Here is a 22,894-nt window from a genome sequence, read left to right on the forward strand (position 1 = left end):
GCCCGGACGGTCGCCGTACCGCTCGGCACCCGTGACATCGATGCCTTCGCGACCGTGCCCACGGTGTCCGTCCGGATCCCGTCACCGACGTCGACACCCCGCGCGACCACATCCAACCGAACGGCTCCGACCACCGAGGAGGTTGCACGAATGGGCCGCTACAGCCGACTGCGCGAGATCCGCCGGATGGATCCCGCTCGCGACTGCGCCGAGATTCTCCGGCTGATGTCGCAGTACGAGTTCCCGTGGGACTACCGGCAGGGCATCAGTGTCGCCTTCCTGCGCGACTACGGGGTCCCGAGGATCTCCGTACTGCTCGACCGCACCCAGGAGTTCGAGCGGAACGGCCAGAAGCGCTACGACGACACGGTCCTGTTCGGATACGAGATGGCCGCCGACGGCTTCGACTCGGAGCGTGCCAGGGCCGCGGCCCGGCATCTCAACCGCATACACGGCAAGTACCGCATCCCGAACGAGGACTACCTCTACGTGCTGGCCACCACGGTCGTCGGCCCCAAGCGGTGGATAGACCGCTTCGGCTGGCGCCCCCTGTGCCACCAGGAGACGGCGGCGCTCGCGGAGGTAGGCCGGCGGATGGCCGACATGATGGGCATCGAGGGAGCTCCCGGAACCTACGAGGACTTCGAGAAGCTGCTCGATTCCTATGAGGACCGGATGTTCGCCTACGACCCGGCCAACCGCCGTGTCGCCAACGCCACCTTCCGGGTCATGGCTTCCTGGTACCCGGCCCCGCTGCGCCCCCTGGTCGCGCGCTTCTCCCTGGCGCTGCTGGACGAGCCGCTGCTGACCGCACTCGGCTTCCCCGTCCAGCCCCGCTGGGCTCGGTCGGCTGCCGCACGGCTGTTACGCGCCCGGTCGTTCGGCGTCAGGCTGCTCCCGGCCCGGCCTCGCAGGCTGCCTTCCCGGCCTCGCCCGCGCAGTTACCCCTTCGGTTATCAGCTCGACGACCTCGGACCGCACTGGGCGCAGAGCCGCCCCCTGGAACCACTGCCCATGGAGACCTCATGACGATGCGTACGGACACCCCTGTGCACGGCCTCGACGACATCCGCGCCACGGTGGCGCGGGGCAGGGACGCGGGCAGGGTCTGGGCGGCGCTGGGGCCGCGCGAGCGGCGGGACGCGCTGCTCCTCTGGAAGCGCGCCCTGGCCCGGCGCACGGACGAGTTCGCCGAGATGATCGCGGCCGAGACCGGGAAGCCGGCGCTCGATGCCCGTTCCGAGGTGCTGCTGACGCTGGTCCACCTGGACTGGGCGGCACGCAACGCCCGCCGGGTCCTGGGCCCGCGCCGGGTGCGGGCCGGTCTGCTGTCGGTCCATCAGCAGGCCCGGCTGGCCTACCGCCCGCTCGGTGTGATCGGGGTGATCGGGCCTTGGAACTACCCGCTCTACACGCCGATGGGGTCCATCGGTTATGCCCTCGCCGCGGGTAACGCCGTGGTGTTCAAGCCGTCCGAACTCACGCCAGGGGTGGGCGCTCTGCTGGCCAGGAGCTTCGCGGAAGCCGTCCCCGGCCACGCGGACCTGCTGGCCACGGTCACCGGCCCGGGATCCACCGGGGCGGCACTGGCCGGTGCGGAGGGACCGTCGGGCGTGGACAAGATCGCCTTCACGGGTTCGCCCGGCACCGCCCGCAAGGTCGCGGCGTCCTGCGCGGCCACGCTCACTCCCCTGCTCGCCGAGTGCGGGGGCAAGGACGCGGTGCTGGTCGCGGCCGACGCCGATCTGGACGCGGCGGCCGACGCGATCGTCTGGGGCGCGATGAGCAACGCGGGACAGACCTGCGCGGGCGTGGAGCGGGTGTACGCGGTGGCCTCGGTGCACGAGGCCCTGTGCGCCAGGATCACGAGCCGCGCGCAGGCGCTGCCGCACGGCGAGGCCTACGGTCCGCTCACCCTGCCGTCCCAGCTGGACGTGGTGGAGCGGCATGTGAAGCAGGCCCTGATGGACGGCGGCCGGGCCGTGCTGGGCGGGCCCGACTCCCTGCGGGACCGCGTGCTCGGGCCGGTGGTGCTGGCGGGCGTGCCGGAGGATTCGCCGGCCGTGACCGAGGAGACCTTCGGGCCGGTCGTCGTGGTGAATCCGGTTCGGGACATGGACGAGGCCGTGGAGCGGGCCAACGCCTCCGCGTACTCGCTGGGCGCCGCGGTCTTCACCTCTTCCCGCGCGAAGGGGCTCGCTCTGGCGGAACGCCTCGACTCCGGGGCGGTTTCGGTGAACTCGGTGCTCGGCTTCGCCGCGATTCCCTCGCTGCCGTTCGGCGGCGCCGGCGAGTCCGGCTACGGGCGGATCCACGGCGAGGAGGGGCTGAGGTCCTTCGCGGCGCCCCGCTCCGTCACCGTACGGCGGTTCGCGCCGGCGGTGAACCTGACGTCGTTCTCCACACCCCGGGAGAAGGTGGCCCGGGCGGTCGAGCTCGGCCGCAGACTGCACGCCCGCTTCTGACCGGCTCCGCCCGGTGACCGCGTTCAGGCGGCGCTGAGCAGAGGCACCAGATAGCGGCGGGCGAAGGCGCGCACCTGCTCGTCGTCGTCCAGTTCGAAGCAGCTCAGCGGGTTGAGGAGGAAGGAGACCGTGATCCGCACCATCAGCTCGGCGACCGGTGTCGGATCCGTCTCGGGCCGTCCCTCCAGGCGCTGGGCGTGGCGCAGCCGGTCGGCCAGATATCCACGCATCGCGAGGAAGGCCGGCCCGCTCTCCAGGGTGAGGAAGGGGAGCATGATCTCGGGCTCCAGCCTCAGCAGCCCGCCCACCAGCGGGTGTTCGCGAATGTGCTTGAGGACGGCGGCGAAGCCGGCGACGAGCCGGTCCTCCATGGTGGGCAGCGCCGCCACCGCCTCGTCGACGTCCGCGACGAACCGGCGGTACTCCCGCAGCAGGCACGCCGAGACAAGGCTGTCCTTGTTGCCGATGCGGCGGTACACCGTGACCCTGGAGACCTTGGCGCGCTTGGCGACGTCGTCGACGGTCGAGCGGCGCAGCCCGAAGGTCATGAACTGCTCGCGCGCCGCGTCCAGGATCTGTTCGCTCAGCGCGTCGGTGGGCGGCCCCTCGACCAGCGCCCTGGCCATCAGTGAGTCGTCGCTGTTCCGTGCAGCCATGGGCCCTCCCCGTCCGCCGTGACGACGCCACCCTATCGACACCGCTACACCGTTACCTAACTCGTCTCTTTGTAACTCCTTGTCACTTTTCCCTTCCGGAGGTCATCCATGTCCGTCACCCATGCCCTTCCCCGGTCCGCGTCCGCCGAACAGCAGGCGTTCGTCACGGCGCTGCGCGACTTCGCCCGGCGCGAGTGCGGTACCCGGGAGCAGCGTGATTCCCTGGCCGCGGAGACGGGCGGGCCGCACGCCCCGTCGCTCTACGCCCGGATGGCCGAGCTCGGCTGGCTCGGGGTGTGCCTGCCCGAGGCGTACGGAGGCGCGGGCGGCGGGATGACGGATGCCTGCCTGTTCCTGCGGGAGACGGCCCGCGGCCTGGTGCCGGCGGGAGGTTTCATCACCTCCGTGATCACGGCGAAGGCCTACGAGCGCTTCGGCAGCGAGGAGCAGTGCAAGGCCGCGGTCGGTGGCGCGGTGGCCGGACAGGTGCTCTCCATCGCGATGTCGGAGCCCGGGGCGGGATCCGACGTGGCGGCGCTGCGCTGCCGGGCCGAGCGCGCGGAGGACGGCGGCTGGGTGATCGACGGGCACAAGACGTGGATCTCCAACGCGCATCTGGCGGAGCACATCCTGCTGGTGGCGAGGACCGGGTCCGGCGGTGCGAAGCATGAGGGGCTGACCATGTTCCATGTGCCGGCCGCCACGCCCGGCATCGAGATCCGGCCCATCGAGACGATGGGCGGGCGCGAGGTCAACGACGTCTTCCTCACCGATGTCCGGCTGCCGGCCGACGCCGTGGTGGGCACGGCCGACCGCGCCTGGACGCAGTTGATGGCGGGCCTGAACGCGGAGCGGCTCTTCCTGGCGGCGAACATGCTGGGGCTGGCGGAGCGGATCCTGGAGGACACCGTCGCCTATGTGCGGGGGCGTGAGCAGTTCGGCCGCCCGGTCGGGTCCTTCCAGGCGCTGCGGCACCGGCTGGCCGACCTGGCCACGGAGATCGAGTGCGCCCGCCTGCTGGTCTTCGACGTGGCGGCGGCCTGCGACGCCGAGCCGGAGAGGCTGTTCCCCCGTGAGGCGTCCATGGCCAAGCTCAAGGCCACCGAGACGGCCCGCCACGCGGCGCTGGAGGGCATGCAGATGATGGGCGGTTACGGCTACGCCACCGAGTACGACATGGAGCGCCATCTGCGGACGGCCGTCGTGTCGACGGTGTACGGCGGCACGAGCGAGATCCAGCGCGACATCATCGGCAAGAGCTACGGCCTCTGAGGAGACACCGTCCGCCGGCTTCCGGGGCCTGTCGTGGGCCGGCCCCGGAAGCGGCGGTGACACGGCCCCAGCCATGCCGGCAGGGGCGGCCCGCGCCGATACCACCCTCAGCCGTGGTCGTAGACCGTCACCTCGACACCGGCCTTCACCAGCCGCTCGGTGACGAGGGGTTCGATCCTGGACCAACTGCCGCCCGCCAGCCCGCAGCCGATCCTCGGCATGTGCGCCGAGGCACCGAGCTCGGCGGCTCGCACCGCGACCTTCCGCAGGCCCTCGTCGATCGCCTCGTAGCGCACGGGCACGCCCTTGCTGCCGGTGCGCATCCCCCGCTGGCCCACCATGTTCGCCACCTGGACGTACGGGGACACCTGGACGAACTGGACGGCCCCCAGCCCGAAGTCGTTACCGGCGCGCTCGCGGTGCCAGCGGCGGTAGGCGGCTTCGGGCTCGGGCCAGCGGCGGGACAGGGCGAGGACGAAGCCCTTGCCCCAGCCGCCCAGGTCGTTGCAGACGTGCACGATCAGCTTGACGCCCTTGCCCTGCGGCGCGGTGGCGTCCCCCCGTACATACGTGATCCCCGGCATGTCGTCACGGTACAAGGCACCACCGACAAGGGGCCGTTCGCTCAGTCCCCGCCCTCCGCGTAGAGCGCGTCGAGGACCTCGCCGTACTGGTCGCGGATCACGCGCCGGCGGAGCTTCAGGGAGGGCGTGAGCTCTCCGGTCTCCGGGCCCCACTCCCGCGTCAGCACCCGGTAACGCTTGATCTGTTCGGTGCGGTTCAGCCGGGCGTTGGCGGCCTCGACGGCGCGTGCGATCTCCTCGTGGACCTCGGGGTGGGTGGCCGGGTCGCCCTCGATGCCGCGGGCTGCCGCCCAGGCCGGTGCCATCTCCGTGTCGATCACGAGCAGGGCCACGAGGTAGGAATGTCCGTCCCCGTGGACGAGGGCCTGGCCGATCAGAGGGTGTTCCTTCAGGGTGTTCTCGACGAGCGCCGGGGAGACGTTCTTCCCCGTCGAGGTGATGATCATTTCCTTCTTGCGGTCGGTGAGCCACAGGTAGCCGTCGTCGTCGACCCTGCCGATGTCCCCGGTGGGGAACCAGCCGTCCGCGTCGAGCGCCCCGTCCACGGTCCCGTCGGCGCGCAGATAGCCCGCGAAAACGGTCTCCCCCCGGACGCAGATCTCACCGTCCTCGGCGATCTTGAGCTCCAGCCCGTCCAGCGGGCGTCCGACCGATCCGAGCCGGAAGGCCGACGGGCTGTTGGTGGTGAACACGCCGACGGTCTCGGTGAGGCCCCAGGCGTCCATGATGACGATGCCGAAGCCCGCCCAGAAGCGCACCACGTCGAGCGGCATGGGCGCGGAGGCGCTGGCCGTCCACACCAGGCGCTCGAAGCCCGCCAGGGCGAGCACGGGGTCCAGGACGGTCTCCTTGGCGCGCCGGTAGGCGGCCTCCAGCTCGGCGGGGGGCTGTTCGCCCCGCTCCCGGTAGGAGACGTGCTCACGGGCCGTCTCGCCCGCCTCCTCGATGGCGGCCCGCCGGTCCTCCGGCAGCGTCGCCAGGGCCGCCCGCACGGATGCCGCGAGCTTCTCCCACACGCGGGGCACCCCGAAGAACTGGGCGGGGTGCAGGGAGCGCGCGGTGGCGGCCACGGCCGCGGTGTCCGCGCAGAGATGGACGTGCGAGGCCCGGAACACCGGCAGGTAGATGCCCAGCATCCGCTCGGCGATATGGGCGAAGGGGAGATAGCAGATGTGCTCGACGTGGTCGGGCAGCTCCACCACCCGGTCCAGGGCGAGGGCGTTGACCACCATGCTGCGGTGAGTGATGGGGACGGCCTTCGGGTCGCCCGTGGTGCCCGAGGTGTAGACGACCGTCAGCGGGTCCTGCGCACGGGTCTCGCGCCAGGCCTTGTCGAAGGTTTCCTCGCTCCGCAGCCGCTCCCCCGTCCCGTGCAGCGAGGCGTACGACGTGTGCGGCCCGGCGTCCGCCGGCTCCACGACGACGAGCTTCTCCAGCGGCACGGTGGGGTCAGCCAGCAGGGGCTCCCAGAGCTCCCGTTCACGGGCGCCCTCGACCACGGCGACCCGGGCACGGCTGTGCCGGGCGATGTGTGCGGTCTGCCCGGGGGCCGACGTGCCGTACACGGTGACGGGCACGGCACCGAGGTGGGTGAGGGCCACGTCGCTGAGCCAGTGCTCGGGCCGGTTGCCCATCATCATGAGAACCTGCTCGCCGCGCTGCACCCCCAGGGAGCTGTAGCCGGCGGCGAGTACGGCTGCCTCGCCGCGTACCTCGCGCCAGGTGAGGGTGGTCCAGCCGGCGTCGTTCCCGCCGTCGGTCGCCGTGCGCCAGGAGAGGGCGGGAAGATCACCGTGGTCCTCGGCGTTGCGCAGCAGCAGGGCGGGGAGTGTGAGTTGCTCGGGTTCGGTGGGAAGTCGCAGGATCGTGGTCACGGCCGCCTCCTGTCCGTTCGGTCGGACCCATGCGGTCCGCACCGGGGGTAAGACTGCGCTTCGATGCTGCCGGACACTTTCACAACAGTGGTGAGACAGCAATACTGTTGCACCTGATTGGTGCACAGGGACAGACACAGGCACGAGCACCGGCACAGCGGCACGTGAGCAGTGGTGCCTTGGCAACAACGAGGAGTGGACATGGCGACCGGGACGGAAGAGCCGACGCTGACCGTCGACGAACTGGCGGCGCGCGCGGGGGTCACCGTGCGCACCGTGCGCTTCTACAGCACCAGGGGCCTGCTGCCGCCCCCGGTGATCGGGCCCCGGCGGGTGGGGCACTACGGGCACGACCACCTCTCCCGGCTGGCCCTCATCGAGGAACTCCAGCATCAGGGCATGACGCTCGCGGCGATCGAGCGCTATCTCCAGCAGCTGCCCCCCGACCTGAGCGCGAAGGACCTGGCAATCCACCGTGCCCTGGTGGCTTCCTGGGCCCCGGACTCAGCCGAGGACATGGAGCGTGCCGAGCTGGAACGGCGGGCGGGCCGGCCCCTGAGCGCGCAGGACGTGGACCGGCTCGCCGCCATGGGCGTGCTGGAGCGCCCCTCGACGCCCGAGGGGCCCTTGCGTGTGGACCCGGGGCTGCTGCGGCTCGGGGTGGAGCTCCTGGACGTGCCCATCGCGCACGAGACGATCCTGGCCGCGCGCACGGTCCTGCTGGAGCACACCCGGTCGGCGGCCCACGAACTGACCCGGCTGTTCCGGGACGAGGTGTGGCACCCCTACCGGGAGCGGGAGTCGGACCCCGAGCGCGTGGAGGCGATGAGGTCCCTCTCGGTCCATATGCAGCCGATGGTGCTCCAGGCCCTCCTGACGGCCTTCCAGCGCTCGCTGAAGGAGGAACTGCGGGCCGCGTTCACCCGCGGGGAGCGGAAGTGAACGCGGCCCGCCTTCGGCACCGTCAGTCGTGGAAGGTCTCGCCCTTCTCCGCCTTCTCCAGCAGGAGCGGGGACGGCAGGAAGCGGTCGCCGTAGCGCTCCGCGAGCTGCCGGGCGCGGGCTACGAAGCCGGGCAGGCCGCCCTCGTAACCGTTGATGTACTGGAGCACGCCGCCCGTCCAAGGCGGGAAGCCGATACCCATGATGGAGCCGATGTTGGCGTCGGCGACGGTCATGAGGACGTTCTCCTCCAGGCAGCGGACACTGTCCAGCGCCTCGGAGAAGAGCATCCGCTCCTTCATGTCCTCGAACGGGATCTCGGCGCCCGGCTTCGTGAAGTGCTCACGCAGGCCCGGCCAGAGCGCACCGCGCTTGCCGTCCTCGCCGTACTCGTAGAAGCCGGCTCCCCCGCTGCGGCCCGGCCGCCCGAACTCGTCGACCATGCGGTCGACGACCTCGTCCGCGGGGTGCGTGGCCCAGGTGCCGCCCGCCTCCTCCACGGCGCGCCTGGTCTCGATGCGGATCTTGCGCGGGAGGGTGAGCGTCAGTTCGTCCATGAGCGAGAGCACCTTGGCCGGGTAGCCGGCCTGTGCCGCCGCCTGCTCGACCGACGCGGGCTCGGCACCCTCGCCGACCATCGCGACGCCCTCGTTGATGAAGTGGCCGATGACCCGCGAGGTGAAGAATCCGCGTGAGTCGTTGACCACGATGGGGGTCTTCTTGATGCGGCGCACCAGGTCGAAGGCGCGGGCCAGGGCCTCGTCCCCGGTCTTCTCGCCCTTGATGATCTCGACGAGGGGCATCTTGTCGACGGGCGAGAAGAAGTGCAGGCCGATGAAGTCGGCGGGCCGGGTGACGCCCTCGGCGAGCACGGTGATGGGCAGCGTGGAGGTGTTGGAGCAGAGCAGGGCGTCCGGCTCGATGATGTCCTGGATCTCCTGGAACACCTTGTGCTTGAGCGCGGTGTCCTCGAAGACGGCCTCGATCACGGCGTCGCAGCCGGCGAGGTCGGCCGGGTCGCCGGTCGGGGTGATGCGGGCCAGCAGCTCGTCGCGCTTCGCCTCGGTCGTACGGCCCCGGGAGAGCGCCTTGGCGAGGAGCTTCTCGCTGTAGGCCTTGCCCTTGGCCGCCGCCTCGGTGGAGACGTCTTTGAGCACGACGTCGATGCCGGCGCGGGCACAGGAGTAGGCGATGCCCGCGCCCATCATCCCGGCCCCGAGGACGGCGACCTTGCGGACCTGGCGTTCCTCGACGCCGGCGGGGCGGCTGGCGCCGGAGTTGACGGCCTGCAGGTCGAAGAAGAACGCCTGGATCATGTTCTTCGCGACCTGGCCGGTGACCAGCTCGGTGAAGTAGCGCGCCTCGATGGTCTGCGCGGTCTCGAAGTCGACCTGCGCCCCTTCGACAGCAGCGGCCATGATGTTGCGGGGGGCCGGCATGGGGGCGCCCGCGAGCTGCTTCTTCAGGTTGGCGGGGAAGGCGGGCAGGTTGGCCGCGAACTTCGGGTTCGACGGGGTGCCGCCGGGGATCCGGTAGCCCTTGACGTCCCACGGCTGCTGCGACTCGGGGTGCTCGTCGATGAAGGCGCGGGCCTTCTCGAGCATCTCCTCGCGGGTGGCGACGACCTCGTGGACCAGACCGTTCTCCAGGGCCCGGTGCGGGGTGTACTGGGTGCCCTGGAGCAGCACCTTCAGCAGCGCGTCGGTGATGCCCATCAGCCGTACGGTGCGGGTGACGCCGCCGCCCGCGGGCAGCAGGCCGAGGGTGACCTCGGGCAGGCCGATACGCGAGCCGGGGGCGTCCAGGGCGATGCGGTGGTGGGCGGCGAGCGCGATCTCGTAACCGCCGCCGAGCGCCGCGCCGTTGATGGCGGCGACGACCGGCTTGCCGAGGGTCTCGATGACCCGCAGCGACCGCTTGATGGCGGTTCCGGCGTCGAACGCCTCCTGGGCGTTCTCCGGACCGATCTTGATCATGTCCTTGAGGTCGCCGCCCGCGAAGAAGGTCTTCTTGGCGGAGGTGTAGATGATGCCCCGGATGGAGTCCTTCTCGGCGGCCGCGCGCTCGGCGACGGCCGCGATGGAATCCTTGAAGCCCTGGTTCATCGTGTTGGCGGACTGGTCGGGGTCGTCGAGTACGAGGGTGACGACGCCGGTCTCGTCCTGTTCCCAGCGGATGGTCGTGCTCTCGGTCATTCTTGTCTTCTCCGTAAGCAGGGGTGGCCGGGGGACGGTCAGAGACGCTCGATGACGGTGGCGATGCCCATGCCGCCGCCGACGCAGAGGGTGGCGAGGCCGTAGCGCTTGTCCTGCCGCTCCAGCTCGTCGATGAGCGTGCCGAGGATCATCGCGCCGGTCGCGCCCAGCGGGTGGCCGAGTGCGATGGCGCCGCCGTTGACGTTGACCTTGTCGAGGCTCAGGCCCATGTCCTTGGCGAAGCGCAGGACGACTCCGGCGAAGGCCTCGTTGATCTCGACGAGGTCGATGTCGTCGATGGTGAGCCCCGCCTTGGCCAGCGCCTTGCGGGTGGCGGGCGCCGGGCCGGTCAGCATGATGGTCGGCTCGGAGCCGGAGACCGCCGCGGAGACGATCCGGGCGCGCGGGGTGAGCCCGTAACGCTCGCCGGTCTCCTTGGAGCCGATCGCGACGAGGGCGGCGCCGTCGACGATCCCGGAGGAGTTGCCCGCGTGGTGGACGTGGTCGATCTTCTCGATCCAGTGGTACTTCTGCAGGGCCACGGCGTCGAAGCCGCCCATCTCGCCGATCGCCGCGAAGGACGGCTTGAGGGAGGCCAGTGAGTCGGCGGTGGTGCCGGGGCGCATGTGCTCGTCGTGGTCGAGGACGAGCAGCCCGTTGCGGTCCCTGACGGGGACGACGGAGCGGGCGAAGCGCTCCTCCTTCCAGGCGATCGCGGCGCGCTCCTGGGACAGCGCGGCGTACTCGTCGACGTCACGGCGCGAGAAGCCCTCGAGGGTGGCGATGAGGTCGGCGCCGATGCCCTGCGGGGCGAAGCCGGTCTCGAAGCTGGTCATCGGGTCCATGGCCCAGGCGCCGCCGTCGGAGCCCATCGGCACCCTGGACATCGATTCGACGCCACCGGCGAGTACGAGGTCCTCCCAGCCCGAACGCACCTTGGCTGCGGCCAGGTTGACGGCCTCCAGGCCGGAGGCGCAGAAGCGGTTCTCCTGTACGCCCGCGACGGAGTCCGGGAGTCCGGCGGCGATCGCGGCGATACGGGCGATGTCGGAGCCCTGGTCGCCGAGCGGGCTGACGACTCCGAGGACGATGTCGTCGATGGCCGCCGGGTCGAGGCCGGGGAATCGGTCGCGGATCTCGTGGATGAGACCGACGACGAGGTCGATCGGCTTGGTGCCGTGCAGGGCGCCGTTGGCCTTGCCACGGCCGCGCGGGGTGCGGATCGCGTCGTAGACGAATGCTTCGGTACTCAAGGCAGCTGCCTTTCGGGTCGGTGCTGGGCGGGTGGGGTCTTCCGTCCGGATCGGGCCGGATCACGCGGGCCTGGCGCGCCCCGGACGGGAGGCCCTGGGTCAGGCGAGCAGCGAACGGCCGATGATCTCCTTCATGATCTCGGTCGTGCCGCCGTAGATGGTCTGGATACGGCCGTCGGTGAACGCCTTGGCGACCCGGTACTCCGTCATGTATCCGTATCCGCCGTGGAGCTGGAGGCAGCGGTCGGCGACACGCTTCTGGAGCTCGGTGGCCCACCACTTGGCCATCGACGCGTGCACGGCGTCGAGCGTCCCGTCGGAGTGGTCGGCGATGCACCGGTCGAGGAAGGTCCGGGTGACGGCGCACTCGGTGGCCATCTCGGCGATCTCGAAGCGGATGTGCTGGAGCTTGGAGAGCGGGCGCCCGAAGGCCTCACGCTCCTTGACGTACTGGGTGGTGATCTCCAGCAGGTGTTCGGCGGCGGCGATCCCGGCGACCGCTATGCCCATCCGCTCCTGGGCCAGATTGGTCATGAGGTGGATGAAGGCGCCGTCGAGCTCGCCGAGGAGGTTCTCCTTGGGAACGCGTACGTCGTTGAAGAACAGTTCGGCGGTGTCCTGGGACTTCTGGCCGATCTTGTCCAGGTTGCGGCCCCGCTCGAACCCCTCGGCGCCGCGCTCGACGACGAGCAGCGACAGGCCCTTCGCACCGCCCTCCGGTGAGGTCTTGGCGACGACGATGACGAGGTCGGCGAGGATGCCGTTGGAGATGAAGGTCTTCGAGCCGTTGAGGAGCCAGTGGTCGCCCTTGTCCTCGGCGGTGGTACGGATGCCCTGGAGGTCGGAGCCCGCGCCGGGTTCCGTCATGGCGATGGCGGTGATCGTCTCACCGCTGCAGAAGCCGGGCAGCCAGCGGCGCTTCTGCTCCTCGGTGGCGAGGCCGGTGAGGTAGGGACCGATGATGTCGTTGTGCAGGCCGAGTGCGAGGCCGGCCACCCCCGCCCGGGTGAACTCCTCCGCGATGACCGCGCTGTAGCGGAAGTCGGCGTTGCCTCCGCCCCCGTACTCCTCGGGGACGGCGAGGCCGAGCAGCCCCTGCCGGCCGGCCGCGAGCCAGGCCTCGCGCGAGACGATGCCGTCCTTCTCCCACTGCTCGTAGTGCGGGAGGACCTCCTTGACCAGGAACGTGCGGACGGTCTCGCGGAACGCGTCGTGCTCTTCGGTGAAGATCTTCCGCTGCACTTCAAGCCCCCTGGAGCCAGTTCTTGACGGTGGAGATCAACCGCGCCGGCTCGGGGCCGACGGGCGTGACGTTGAGCATGGTGACCCCGGCCTCGCGGAAGGCCTCGACGCGGTCGCGTACGTAGCCCTCGGGGCCGCAGAGCGTCATGAGTTCGCAGAACTCGTCGGGAACCGCCGCCTCGGCCTCCCTCTTCTTCCCTGAGAGGTAGAGATCCTGGATGGTGGCGGCCTCCTTCTCGTAGCCGTAGGCGACGGCGAGGTCGTTGTAGAAGTTCTTGCCCCGCGCGCCCATGCCGCCGACGTACAGCGCGATCTGCGGGCGGGCCAGGTCACGGACGGCCGCCGCGTCTTCGCCGATGGCCAGCAGGCCGCCCGCGACGGTCTGCAGGGGTCCCAGCGCGGGGTCGCGCTTCGCGGCGCCTTCGGCGAGCGCGGTGCCCCAGACCTGCTGGGCCTTCTCCGGGATGTAGAGCGTGGGCAGCCAGCCGTCGGCGATCTCGGCGGTCATCCTGACGTTCGCCGGGCCGAGGGAGGCCACGTAGAGCGGAATGGTGTCGCGCACCGGCTTGGTGAGGATCTTCAGCGGCTTGCCGAGCCTGCCGCCCTTCTCCTCGGGAAGCGGCATGTCGGTGATGCCGTGATGGTCGATGATCTCGCGGCGCCAGATCCGCCGGCAGAGCTCGACGGTCTCACGGGTGCGGCCGAGCGGCTTGTCGTACGGCTTGCCGTGCCAGCCCTCCACGACCTGCGGCCCCGACGCGCCCAGTCCGAGCAGCGCCCGGCCGCCGGACACGGCGTCCAGACCGGCGCCGGTCTGGGCGATGAGGGCGGGGGTGCGGGAGTAGACGTTGAGGATCGCCGCGCCGATCTTCATGCGTTCGGTGCGGGCGGCGAGGTAACCCATCAGGGTCGGCGAGTCGAAGCCGTACGCCTCGGCCACCCAGACGGCGTCGAGTCCGGCGGACTCGAGTTCCGCGACCTGGTCGCAGGCGACGCGCGGGTCACCCGCGTAGTTCAGCGGCAGGGAGAGTTCCATCAGCCGGTCGTGTCCTTCCCGGTGGTCAGCAGGCCCGGCAGGCCCCAGTCCGCGGCGACGGCCTCGGTGTCCGCTCCGGGCAGCGCCGGCGCGCTGCGCACGGAGACGGGCGTCACGGAGAAGCGGGGGGCGGGGGCGGGCTGGGTGAGTCCGCCGTGCTCCACGTAGGTGGAGCGGGCGGCGAGGTGAGGGTGGTGCGGTGCTTCACGGAGCGAGAGGACGGGCGCGACGCAGGCGTCCGTCCCCTCGAAGACCTCCGTCCACTCGGCGCGCGTGCGGGTGCTGAAACGGTCGGCGACGAGGGCCCGCAGCTCCTCCCAGCGCCCGGGGTCGTTTCGGTCCGGCGCCTCCTCCCCCAGTCCGAGGTGGTGGGCGAATTCCTCGTAGAACCGGGGTTCCAGGGGTCCGACCGCCATGTACTCGCCGTCGGAGGTCGCGTAGGAGCCGTAGAAGGGGCATCCGCCGTCGAGGAGGTTGGCGCCGCGCCGGTCCTGCCAGCTTCCGGCCGCCAGCATCCCGTGGATGATCGTGGCGAGATGGGAGGCGCCGTCGACGATGGCGGCGTCCACGACCTGCCCCGTTCCGCCGGGCGTACGCGCGTGCTGGAGGGCGGCGAGCACGCCGACGACCAGGTAGAGCGAGCCGCCGGCGAAGTCGCCGACCAGATTGGCGGGCACGGTGGGCGGCTCGCCGGACCTGCCGATCATGGAGAGGGTGCCGGTGAGAGCGATGTAGGAGATGTCGTGGCCCGCCCGGTCGGCCAGCGGTCCGTCCTGGCCCCAGCCGGTCATCCGGCCGTAGACGAGCTGCGGATTGCGCTTCAGGCACACCTCGGGGCCGACGCCGAGGCGCTCCGCGACGCCGGGCCGGTATCCCTCGATGAGTACGTCGGCACGCTCGACGAGGTCGAGGACCGTGTCGGCCCCGCCCTCGGCCTTCAGATCGACGAGGACGGAGCGCTTGTTGCGGTTGGTGAGGTCGAAGGCGGGTTCGATGCCGATGACCGAACCGCCCGGTCTGTCCACGCGCACCACGTCGGCCCCGAGATCGGCGAGGAGCATCGCGGCGAACGGCCCCGGGCCGATGCCCGCCAGTTCCACGACGCGCACCCCGGTCAACGGGCCCTGCGGCCCTTGTCCTGTCGTTGCCATCAAGCCCCCAGCGGTGTGACACAACTGATGTAACATCGATGATGCTAAGAAGGGACCGCGCTCCGCACAACCCTTTTGGCCGAGCAAGCGCTTAGTTCTTTTCAGGGGATCCTCTCGCACCGGAGCCCGCCCGGCCGCACGGCACCACGAACACCTCCGCTAACCTCTGCCTGCCACATCTGCGCCGGGCCCTGCGGAGGCACTCATGAACAGGCAGAACGGGGCAGAACGCCCCTACGACGTCGTCCTTTTCGGAGCCACCGGCTTCGTTGGGGCGCTCACCGCCGAATATCTCGCCGGCCACGCGCCGGAAGGCTGCCGCTGGGCACTGGCGGGCCGCGACCGCGGCAAGCTGGAGCAGCTGCGCGCCCTCCTCGCGGTGAACCGTCCGCACTGCGCGGACCTGCCGCTGCTCACGGCCGACGCGGACGACGCCGCGGCCCTGCGTGAACTCGCCGAGTCCACCCACGTGGTGGCGTCGACGGTCGGACCGTACATCCAGCACGGCAAGGAACTGGTGGCCGCCTGCGCGGAGGCCGGTACCGACTACGCCGACCTCACCGGGGAACCGGAGTTCGTCGACCGCATGTATCTGGAGCACGACACCCGGGCCCGCGAGACCGGCGCCCGCCTCGTGCACGCCTGCGGCTTCGACTCCGTACCGCACGACCTCGGGGTCTACTTCACCGTCCGGCAGCTCCCCGAGGGGGTCCCGCTGACGGTGGACGGCTACGTCCGCACCGACGCGGTCTTCTCGGGCGGTACGTTCGCCTCGGCGCTGACCGCGATGAGCCGCGGGCAGCAGACCCTACGGGCCGCCAGGGAACGCCGGCTGCACGAGCCGCGGCTCGTCGGGCGCCGGGCCCGCGCCCCGCAGGGCTCGCCCCACTTCAGCCCGGAGACCGGCACCTGGGCCCTGCCCCTGCCGACCCTTGACCCTCGCGTCGTCGAGCGGTCCGCGCGAGCGCTGGAGCGCTACGGTCCCGACTTCCGCTACCGGCACTTCGCCTCCGTGAAACGCCTGCCGATGGCGCTCGGCGGGACGGCCGCCGTGGCCCTGCTGGCCGGAGCCGCCCAGATCCCGGCCGCTCGGGCCTGGCTCTCGGCGCGGGTCGAACCGGGCACGGGCCCTGACGAGCAGCGCAGGCGCCGCAGCTGGTTCACCGTCCGTTTCATCGGCGAGGGCGGGGGCCGGCAGGTGTGGACGGAGGTGTCCGGGGGCGACCCCGGCTACGGCGAGACGGCGAAGATGCTCGCCGAGACGGCTCTCGCCCTCGCCTTCGACGACCTGCCCGCGACGTCGGGACAGGTCACGACCGCGGTCGTGGCGGGCGATGCGCTGCTGCACCGGCTGACGAAGGCCGGGCTGCGCTTCCGGGTCGCGACGGTGCGCTGAGCCCGGGACGGGCGGACGCGGCCGGTCAGAGCATCCAGGACGCCAGCGTGACGACCATGGACACGGTCCAGCCGGCGCCCGCCAGGACGCCGAGGGTCATGCCCACGGCGACGCCGCGCTGCGAGAGACGTACGGTTCCGGTGCTCATCTGAGGAGTGTGGTGGTCGATCATGTGTACCAGCCTGCCCCTGATGTTCGACGAGCAACATCCGTATTCGTACTCAGTCGGCAACAGTTGCCGGACCGGCTACCGGGTCAGCCGATCGCTTCCGATCGCTTCCCTGAGAACGGACCGGCACAGGGCGTCGGCCCTGCGGGTGGTCTCGGGCTGGCGGAAGTCCCGGGCCAGCGCGAGCGTATGGGCGCAGGCGTTGTCCAGTCCGGTGCGGTGGCCGACCGAGACGAAGACGGGCTTGGTCGCGTCCTGCGTGCGCAACGCCCGGCCCACTTCCTCGTCGCCGTCCATGAGCGGGGTGAAGTCGCCTCGTCGGGGGCCGGGTTGCTCGTAGCGGAAGGTGAAGGGGTTCTTGGCGACACCGATGACGGGCAGTCCGGTGAGGACACCCAGGTGACTCGCGAGCCCGAATCTGCGCGGGTGGGCCCGTCCGTAGCCGTCGCAGACGACGAGTCCCGGATCCGCCGGCAGGCCCTCCAGCGCGGCAAGGACGGTGGGGAGTTCACGGAAGGCCAGGAGCCCTGGGACGTACGGGAACGAGACGCGGCCCGTGGCGGTGGACTCGGCGATCACTCCGAGGGTTGCGGCGTCCAGGGTGACGGCCGCCGCGACGACCAGATCGCGCTCGTCGTCGTAGGCCACGTCGACACCGGTGACCCGCCCGGCGCCGGGCTCCGGCCCCGTCTCGTCCAGCACCACGCGGGTGCGCAGCGCGTCCTGGACGGCGCGGGCCTCGGCCTCGTCGGCAGGCGTCCGGAAAGTCGTCATGACGGGCCAGTCTAGGCAGCCCGGTAACCTGCCGGTCATGTTCGTACTCGAATTGACCTACACGGCACCGGTCGAGCGCGTCGACGCCCTCATGACGGAGCACGTCAGCTGGCTGGACGCGCAGTACGCGGCCGGGGTGTTCATCGCCTCCGGGCGCAAGAACCCCCGCGACGGCGGTGTGATCCTGGCCGTGGGCGACGACCGCGCCGAGATCGAGCGCATCGCGGCCTCCGACCCCTTCGCCGCACACGGGGTGTGTGCCTACCGGATCACGGAGTTCCTCGCGACGAAGACCTCGGACGCGCTCGCGCCGTACCGTCAGCAACTGCCCGGCTAGGAGCGCCCGTTCCTGGGCGGCCCGGCTCGGGTGCGCGCCGGGCCGGGCCGGCAGCCCCGCCGCCGGTGCGCCTCGTGCCGGGCCGGCAGCCCGGACCCGCAGCGCCTCATGCCGAGCCGGCGGTCCACGGGCGGTCCGCGTGGCTGCCGGCCTCGATGAGACCGACCGTCCTGAACGCGGCGTCCGTGAGTCCTCCGAAGGTGTGCCGGTGCGGTCCCGTGGGGCCGTGGGCAGGCCGGTACCCCGCCAGGTTCCAGGTGTAGACCGGGGTGTCCGCCGGCACCGGGTCCGCGAGCCCGCCGGGGCCCGGGGGCGCGTCCTGCTCGTCGGTGACGATCAGGACCCGGTCGTGGCCCCTGAAGTGGGTGCGGAGCGCCTTCGTGGTGTACGTGCCCCCGAGAGCACGGAAGCGCTCCAGTATCTCCAGCACCGGCTCCCCGGCCCGGAACGGCACCGCCGCACTGGACCAGCCGTACTGCACGAGGTCGGCGTGCTCGGCCCGTAGCGCCACCGCCGCGCCGAAGACGGCTGCCGCGTCGGCGCGGGTGAGTTCCGAGCGCTCGGAGACGGTGTCCCAGAACATGGAGTCGGACCGGTCGACGAGGACCAGCGTCCGGCCGGGCAGGGTGGAAACGGCGGCCAGCGAGTGGCCCAGCGCTCGTTCCAGCGGGTCCGCCCAGCGCGGTGAGGGCGCGTGCCGGTGGGCGGCAAGATAGCGGAAGGGGAACTGCCGGGACCGGGCGACCTCGGTGGCGTCCGAGATCCGTGCGGCGACCTGGGCCGCCACCTCGTCGGAGACTCCCGCCTCGTCGAAGTTCCGCAGATTGCGCACGAGGGCCATCGGCCCCATCGACGGGATCACGGCCTCCCACACGGCGGCGTCCATCGGCCCCTGGAGCCGGCCCGCCACGGCCTCCCAGGTCACGCCCGCCTCGGCCAGCCGCTCGGCGCCGCCCGGGCCGGTCACCACCGCGCGCCACTCGTCGGGCTGGAGCTCCGTCAGTGCCCGGTGCGCGGTCAGCAACCGGTCGGAGGGCGGCGGGACCGCCCGCTCGGGGTGGTGCCGGCGGTCCAGGGCGTACCGGAACAGTGCTCCCTGCCAGGGCTTCGCCGGGTCGGGGGACGCGTGCACCAGGTTGAGCACGTCGCCGAAGCGGAAGGCCTTGGACGCGGTGTCGTACTTCAGCAGCGACCGCGAGGAGTACAGCCGCCGCACGGCGTCGGCGATGCCCCTCTTGACGGGCTGCGGCACGTTCCGTCCGTACGCCGAGATCCAGTGGGCGAGGAGTTCCCCCGGTTCGTCGGCGCGCTGGAGCACCGAGTCGATCACGGACCGGTTGGACGGGCCCTCGGCGACCCCGGCCGCGAGCCGGGCCCGGACGTACGCGGCGGCGCCCACCAGGGGCGCGGTACGCATGTTGCCCTCGGCGCGGAGCCGGCGCAGCAGGTCGGCCGTCCACACCGGATCCTCGACGGCGAGCCGGCTCACGAGGCTGACGTAGCGGTCGTCGCGCTCCTGGCCGCTCTCGTAGAAGGTCTGCTGGGTGACGAAGTTGCCGACGGCCAGGAGGAAGAGTTCCTCCCGGGGCTCCCGGACGAAGGCCGGGCCCCCGGCGTGCGTCCTGAGCTTCTGTTCGGCCGGGCCGGGGCGGGATCCCGGCCGTGAGGAGGCGGTGCGGGCGGCCGCCGAGACGTGCGGGGCCACGAGCATCTCCGTCCAGATCTTGGAGACGCGCTGGGTGTGACGAGGCAGTGAATCCCCCCGGATTCGAGCAACGGACGGCCGCCGACAGGCATATGGGCGGGCCCGGGCGGGAACGGCCGCGCCTCCGAGATCAAGAAGAGGGCCGCGGCGTAACTTGGATGTCAGAAGGAAGTAGCCGCAGCCGGGCGCATCGGGGGCGCGGTCGCGCTGCCACCCTAGAGGGGCCGCGGGACCGCGCACCACTCATTTCTCGCGCCGTCACCGCAGCCGGGCGACGCGGCCCTTCTCGCCCGATGCCCAGCAGCCGCCGTCCGGTGCGCAGTCCACCGTGTCGTACGAGCCGGTGTCCACGGTCCGCCAGGTGCGTCCGCCGTTCCGGGTGAGGTCGGTTCCCGTCGGACCCACGGCCAGCGCCGACCGCGCGCTGTGCGGCAGCCATGCCACGCCGGAGCGGTAGGCCGGCGGCGGGGTGGCCGAGCGCTCCCAGCTCCGGCCGCCGTCCCGGGTGACGGAGGCGGCGGCCGGGGACGGCTGGTCAGCGCGGTAGTCGCCGCCCACCGCGATGCCGTGCGTACGGTCGCGGAACGCGAGGCCGAAGACACCGCGCGCCGGATCCCCCGCCGGGATCGGCGACTCGGTCTCGGTCCACGTCAGTCCACGGTCCCGGGAGTGCAGCACGCGGGCGGTCGCCGCGCCACCGGTGGCGAGCCAGACGTCCCGGGCGCCCGAGCTGACCAGGCACTGGCCGCTCGCAGCGAACCCCGCCTCGCCGGGCTGCGCGGCGGGCATCCCCGCGTCGGGCAGCACCCGCCAGTTCCGTCCGCCGTCGGAGGTGGACAGGATGCGGAACCTGCCGTCCACCGGGTCGCTCATCGCGAGCCCGTGGCGGCTGTCGAAGAAGGTCAGGCAGTCGTAGAAGGCGCGGGCGTCGGTGTTGCGGAAGGACTCGGTCCAGGTGGTTCCGCCGTCCTCGGTACGGAAGACACGCGACGCCTCTCCTTCGCCGATGGCCAGTGCCACCGCCCGTCGCCGGTCGAACGCCTCGATGTCGCGGAGTTCCAGCCCCGCCGCGCCCGGGGGCGAGACATCGCTCCAGTGCCGGCCCCCGTCGACGGTGCGCAGGACCGTGCCCCCGGAGCCCGCGACCCAGGCCGCGTCCCGGCCCACCGCGGCGAGACCGCGGAAGCGTGCGTCCGACCCCGTCGTGGAGAGCACCCATCCGGGCTCCTGGTGCTTCTCCGGGGCAGCCTGCGCCGGCGGCGCGGCCAGCGCCGCGATCACCGCCGCCCCGCAGAGTGCCGTCGCCGTCAGCTGTCGCGTCCTCCGCAAGGGCCTCATGGCGCTGGAAGCTAACGCACAGGTAGCCGGGCGTCCAGGGTGCGCCGGCCGAAACGGGGCAGGTGATCGGGGAGAGCCGGGGCGGCGGGGCGGTGACGCAGCTCACGCAACCCGCCAGTGCACGGACGGAGGCGTTCCGGCGTCTACTCCAATGCCGGGAACCGTCGTTTGAGGCGAGAGGGAGCAGGTCTTGTCCAGCGTTATCGAGCAGTCCGTGCAGGCCCGTATGGTCGCGTCCGCGCCGCGTATGGAGACTCTGCCCGCAACCCTCCAGTACGACCGCAAGGATCCCTTCGCCGTACGCATGGCGTTCCCGGCCCGCGCGACCCTCGAAGGCACCGAGGTGGCGTGGGAGTTCTCCCGCGAGTTGCTCGCCACGGGTATGGACGCGCCTGCCGGGGTCGGGGACGTCCGGGTGAGGCCGTTCGGATACGACCGCACGGTTCTGGAGTTCCACGCCGTCGAGGGCATCGCCATGGTGCACGTGCGGACGTCGGAGCTGCGCCATTTCCTCGCGCGCGCCCAGGAGCTGGTCCCGGTGGGTGACGAGTACCGCTTCATGGATCTGGACGGCGGCCTGACGGATCTGCTGGACGGTTCCTGCTGAGCTTCGGGCCGGCCCGAATTCGGTTGCGCGACGGCGAAGGCCGTCCGTAACGTCTTCGGTGTCCCTGCTGTCGTCGTATCGGAGAAGGACATTGCTCCACATCTGAGAGTTGTCCGCACACCGTGCCGCGTGCCGTCGCACGCGTGCCTCTGCGTGACCTCAGTGTGTCCGAGCCGTTCCCCGTTTTCCTCGACGCAGCCGGGAGACTCTTGTGCCTCCAGCCACCACCCACATCACCTATTCCTCCCTGTCGTTCTCGTGGCCCGACGGGAGTGAGGTCTTCAGCTCCTTCCAGCTCTCCGTCGGTCCCGGCCGGACCGGGCTCATCGGCCGTAACGGCTGTGGAAAATCGACCCTGTTGCGGCTGATCGCCGGCGAACTCGCCCCGTCCGCGGGCCGGATCACGACGGTCGGCGACATCGGATACCTCCCCCAGAATCTCGTCCTGGACACCGCGCTGCGGGTGGACGAGGTGCTGGGTGTCGCCGGGAAGCGGGCCGCGCTCGCCGCCATCGAGGCGGGCGACGTCCGGGAGGAGCACTTCACCGCGGTCGGTGACGACTGGGACGTCGAGGAACGCGCCCTGGCGCTGCTCGACGAGCTGGGCCTGGCCGGCGCGGGGCTGGACCGGACGATCGGCGAACTGTCGGGCGGGGAGTGCGTGCTGCTGCGCCTGGCCGCCCTCCTCCTGGCCCGCCCCTCGGTCCTGCTGCTGGACGAGCCGACGAACAACCTCGATCTGTACGCCCGCGGACGCCTCTACAGCGCCGTCGACGCCTGGACCGGCGTGATGGTCGTCGTCAGCCACGACCGGGAGCTGCTGGAGCGGGTCGACCGGATCGCCGATCTGCGTGACGGCGACGTCACCTGGTTCGGAGGGCCCTTGTCGGCGTACGAGCAGGCCCTGGCCGTGGAGCAGGAGGCCGCCGGACGCATGGTGCGCGTCGCGGAGGCCGACGTACGGCGGCAGCGGCGCGAGCTGGCCGAGGCGCACGTCAAGCTGGCCCGGCGCAAGCGGTACGGGCAGAAGATGTGGGACACCAAGCGCGAGCCGAAGGCTGTGATGGGCCAGCGCAAGCAGACGGCTCAGGAGTCGGCGGGCAAGCACCGCATCATGCACACGGAGCGGCTCGCGGAGGCGGAGGAGCGCCTCGACGAGGCGGTCGAGGCGGTGCGCGACGACGAGACGATCCGCATCGAGCTGCCGCACACCCGGGTACATCCGGGTCTCGGTGTGCTCCTGCTGCGCGATCTCGAACTCGCCCACGGGGCACGGGTACAGGGCGAGTGGGATCTGCGCGGGCCGGAACGGATAGCGCTCACCGGCCGCAACGGCGCGGGAAAGACGACGCTCCTGCGTACCGTCGCCGGGTCGCTCGCTCCACTGTCCGGCGAGGCGAGCGTACAGGTACCGGTGGGCTTCCTGCCGCAGCGCCTGGACGTCCTCGACGACTCCCTCTCGCTGGTGGACAACGTGGCCCGCTTCGCCCCGGGCGCCACGGACAACGCCATCCGCGCCAGGCTCGCGCACTTCCTCTTCAAGGGGGCCCGCGCGGACCGGCCGGCCGGGACCCTCTCGGGCGGGGAGCGCTTCCGGGCGACACTCGCCGCCCTGCTGCTCGCCGAGCCCGCTCCCCGCCTGCTGATGCTGGACGAGCCGACCAACAGCCTCGACCTGCCCGGAGTGCACCGCCTGACCTCGGCGCTGTCGGCGTACGAGGGGGCGCTGATCGTGGCGAGCCACGACATGCCGTTCCTCCGGTCTCTGGAGATCACCCGCTGGCTGGCCCTCGACGAGGGAGGTCTGCATGACATCGACCCCGGTCAACTCGGGTAGACGGGGATTGTGGGTGCCTGACTTGTCCCTCCACGAACGCCCCTGACCTGCATGAATGACGG

General features: G+C 71.4%; 21 protein-coding genes. 9 read left to right on the plus strand and 12 right to left on the minus strand.

Features of this window, described 5'->3' with window-relative positions; genetic code table 11:
- Nucleotides 1–150 precede the first annotated feature (150 nt).
- Nucleotides 151–1,029: an oxygenase MpaB family protein gene (locus tag ABZY45_RS16600; RefSeq protein WP_356740527.1), complete on the plus strand. Its 879-nt coding sequence runs from the start codon at nucleotides 151–153 to the stop codon at nucleotides 1,027–1,029.
- Complete coding sequence (locus ABZY45_RS16605; protein WP_356740529.1) at nucleotides 1,026–2,465, plus strand: aldehyde dehydrogenase family protein; 1,440 nt, start codon at nucleotides 1,026–1,028, stop codon at nucleotides 2,463–2,465. The genes ABZY45_RS16600 and ABZY45_RS16605 overlap by 4 nt, the downstream gene beginning before the upstream one ends.
- A gap of 23 nt (nucleotides 2,466–2,488) precedes the next feature.
- On the opposite strand, the gene ABZY45_RS16610 is transcribed toward ABZY45_RS16605, so the two are convergent.
- Entirely contained in the window at nucleotides 2,489–3,121 is a 633-nt protein-coding gene (locus tag ABZY45_RS16610; protein ID WP_356740531.1) for a TetR family transcriptional regulator, read from the minus strand.
- A gap of 108 nt (nucleotides 3,122–3,229) precedes the next feature.
- On the opposite strand from ABZY45_RS16610, the gene ABZY45_RS16615 reads away from it, so the two are divergent.
- Nucleotides 3,230–4,393, plus strand: a complete 1,164-nt coding sequence (locus ABZY45_RS16615) for an acyl-CoA dehydrogenase family protein (protein ID WP_356740533.1) — start codon at nucleotides 3,230–3,232, stop codon at nucleotides 4,391–4,393.
- Between the two features lie 107 nt (nucleotides 4,394–4,500).
- Here ABZY45_RS16615 and ABZY45_RS16620 read toward each other — a convergent pair whose 3' ends face one another.
- The gene (locus tag ABZY45_RS16620) at nucleotides 4,501–4,977 is read right to left on the minus strand and encodes a macro domain-containing protein (RefSeq protein WP_356740535.1); all 477 of its coding nucleotides are present in this window, start codon (nucleotides 4,975–4,977) and stop codon (nucleotides 4,501–4,503) included.
- A 41-nt stretch (nucleotides 4,978–5,018) separates the two neighbouring features.
- Nucleotides 5,019–6,851: an AMP-dependent synthetase/ligase gene (locus ABZY45_RS16625; RefSeq protein ID WP_356740537.1), complete on the minus strand. Its 1,833-nt coding sequence runs from the start codon at nucleotides 6,849–6,851 to the stop codon at nucleotides 5,019–5,021.
- Between ABZY45_RS16625 and ABZY45_RS16630 the strand changes: the two genes are divergently transcribed.
- Both ABZY45_RS16630 and ABZY45_RS16635 read left to right on the plus strand, forming a co-directional pair.
- Nucleotides 6,784–6,945, plus strand: coding sequence for a hypothetical protein (locus ABZY45_RS16630; protein ID WP_356740539.1), 162 nt, complete (start codon nucleotides 6,784–6,786; stop codon nucleotides 6,943–6,945). The two genes, ABZY45_RS16625 and ABZY45_RS16630, sit on opposite strands and share 68 nt — an antisense overlap.
- A gap of 107 nt (nucleotides 6,946–7,052) precedes the next feature.
- Complete coding sequence (locus tag ABZY45_RS16635) at nucleotides 7,053–7,793, plus strand: MerR family transcriptional regulator (RefSeq protein ID WP_356740541.1); 741 nt, start codon at nucleotides 7,053–7,055, stop codon at nucleotides 7,791–7,793.
- A gap of 22 nt (nucleotides 7,794–7,815) precedes the next feature.
- On the opposite strand, the gene ABZY45_RS16640 is transcribed toward ABZY45_RS16635, so the two are convergent.
- The 5 genes from ABZY45_RS16640 to ABZY45_RS16660 form a co-directional block, all read right to left on the minus strand.
- The gene (locus tag ABZY45_RS16640) at nucleotides 7,816–9,987 is read right to left on the minus strand and encodes a 3-hydroxyacyl-CoA dehydrogenase NAD-binding domain-containing protein (RefSeq protein ID WP_356740543.1); all 2,172 of its coding nucleotides are present in this window, start codon (nucleotides 9,985–9,987) and stop codon (nucleotides 7,816–7,818) included.
- 38 nt (nucleotides 9,988–10,025) lie between these two features.
- Nucleotides 10,026–11,240: an acetyl-CoA C-acetyltransferase gene (locus tag ABZY45_RS16645; protein ID WP_356740545.1), complete on the minus strand. Its 1,215-nt coding sequence runs from the start codon at nucleotides 11,238–11,240 to the stop codon at nucleotides 10,026–10,028.
- Between the two features lie 99 nt (nucleotides 11,241–11,339).
- A complete protein-coding gene (locus ABZY45_RS16650) occupies nucleotides 11,340–12,482 on the minus strand; it encodes an acyl-CoA dehydrogenase family protein (RefSeq protein ID WP_356740547.1) in 1,143 nt (380 codons plus the stop codon).
- A 1-nt stretch (nucleotide 12,483) separates the two neighbouring features.
- On the minus strand, nucleotides 12,484–13,518 hold the full coding sequence (locus ABZY45_RS16655; protein WP_356740549.1) for an LLM class F420-dependent oxidoreductase: 1,035 nt from the start codon (nucleotides 13,516–13,518) through the stop codon (nucleotides 12,484–12,486).
- Nucleotides 13,518–14,669: a CaiB/BaiF CoA-transferase family protein gene (locus ABZY45_RS16660; protein WP_356740551.1), complete on the minus strand. Its 1,152-nt coding sequence runs from the start codon at nucleotides 14,667–14,669 to the stop codon at nucleotides 13,518–13,520. The genes ABZY45_RS16655 and ABZY45_RS16660 overlap by 1 nt, the downstream gene beginning before the upstream one ends.
- 205 nt (nucleotides 14,670–14,874) lie before the next feature.
- On the opposite strand from ABZY45_RS16660, the gene ABZY45_RS16665 reads away from it, so the two are divergent.
- On the plus strand, nucleotides 14,875–16,065 hold the full coding sequence (locus tag ABZY45_RS16665; RefSeq protein WP_356740553.1) for a saccharopine dehydrogenase NADP-binding domain-containing protein: 1,191 nt from the start codon (nucleotides 14,875–14,877) through the stop codon (nucleotides 16,063–16,065).
- A 25-nt stretch (nucleotides 16,066–16,090) separates the two neighbouring features.
- Here the strand turns inward: ABZY45_RS16665 and ABZY45_RS16670 are convergent, their stop codons facing one another.
- Nucleotides 16,091–16,213: a hypothetical protein gene (locus ABZY45_RS16670; RefSeq protein WP_258310186.1), complete on the minus strand. Its 123-nt coding sequence runs from the start codon at nucleotides 16,211–16,213 to the stop codon at nucleotides 16,091–16,093.
- Nucleotides 16,214–16,312: 99 nt separating this feature from the next.
- The gene (locus ABZY45_RS16675) at nucleotides 16,313–17,008 is read right to left on the minus strand and encodes an endonuclease V (protein WP_356740556.1); all 696 of its coding nucleotides are present in this window, start codon (nucleotides 17,006–17,008) and stop codon (nucleotides 16,313–16,315) included.
- Between the two features lie 37 nt (nucleotides 17,009–17,045).
- On the opposite strand from ABZY45_RS16675, the gene ABZY45_RS16680 reads away from it, so the two are divergent.
- Nucleotides 17,046–17,345: a YciI family protein gene (locus ABZY45_RS16680; RefSeq protein WP_356740558.1), complete on the plus strand. Its 300-nt coding sequence runs from the start codon at nucleotides 17,046–17,048 to the stop codon at nucleotides 17,343–17,345.
- A 106-nt stretch (nucleotides 17,346–17,451) separates the two neighbouring features.
- On the opposite strand, the gene ABZY45_RS16685 is transcribed toward ABZY45_RS16680, so the two are convergent.
- A complete protein-coding gene (locus ABZY45_RS16685) occupies nucleotides 17,452–19,056 on the minus strand; it encodes a TROVE domain-containing protein (RefSeq protein WP_356740560.1) in 1,605 nt (534 codons plus the stop codon).
- Between the two features lie 252 nt (nucleotides 19,057–19,308).
- Complete coding sequence (locus ABZY45_RS16690; protein ID WP_356740562.1) at nucleotides 19,309–20,388, minus strand: oxidoreductase; 1,080 nt, start codon at nucleotides 20,386–20,388, stop codon at nucleotides 19,309–19,311.
- 190 nt (nucleotides 20,389–20,578) lie between these two features.
- Here ABZY45_RS16690 and ABZY45_RS16695 point away from each other — a divergent pair, with 190 nt between their 5' ends.
- Both ABZY45_RS16695 and ABZY45_RS16700 read left to right on the plus strand, forming a co-directional pair.
- Nucleotides 20,579–20,995 (plus strand): SsgA family sporulation/cell division regulator, encoded by a 417-nt coding sequence (locus tag ABZY45_RS16695; protein ID WP_356740564.1) that lies wholly within the window; start codon nucleotides 20,579–20,581, stop codon nucleotides 20,993–20,995.
- A gap of 211 nt (nucleotides 20,996–21,206) precedes the next feature.
- Complete coding sequence (locus ABZY45_RS16700; protein WP_356740566.1) at nucleotides 21,207–22,832, plus strand: ATP-binding cassette domain-containing protein; 1,626 nt, start codon at nucleotides 21,207–21,209, stop codon at nucleotides 22,830–22,832.
- Nucleotides 22,833–22,894 lie beyond the last annotated feature (62 nt).

This window comes from Streptomyces sp. NPDC006516 (genome assembly GCF_040611875.1).
In the GTDB taxonomy this organism is placed as follows: domain Bacteria; phylum Actinomycetota; class Actinomycetes; order Streptomycetales; family Streptomycetaceae; genus Streptomyces.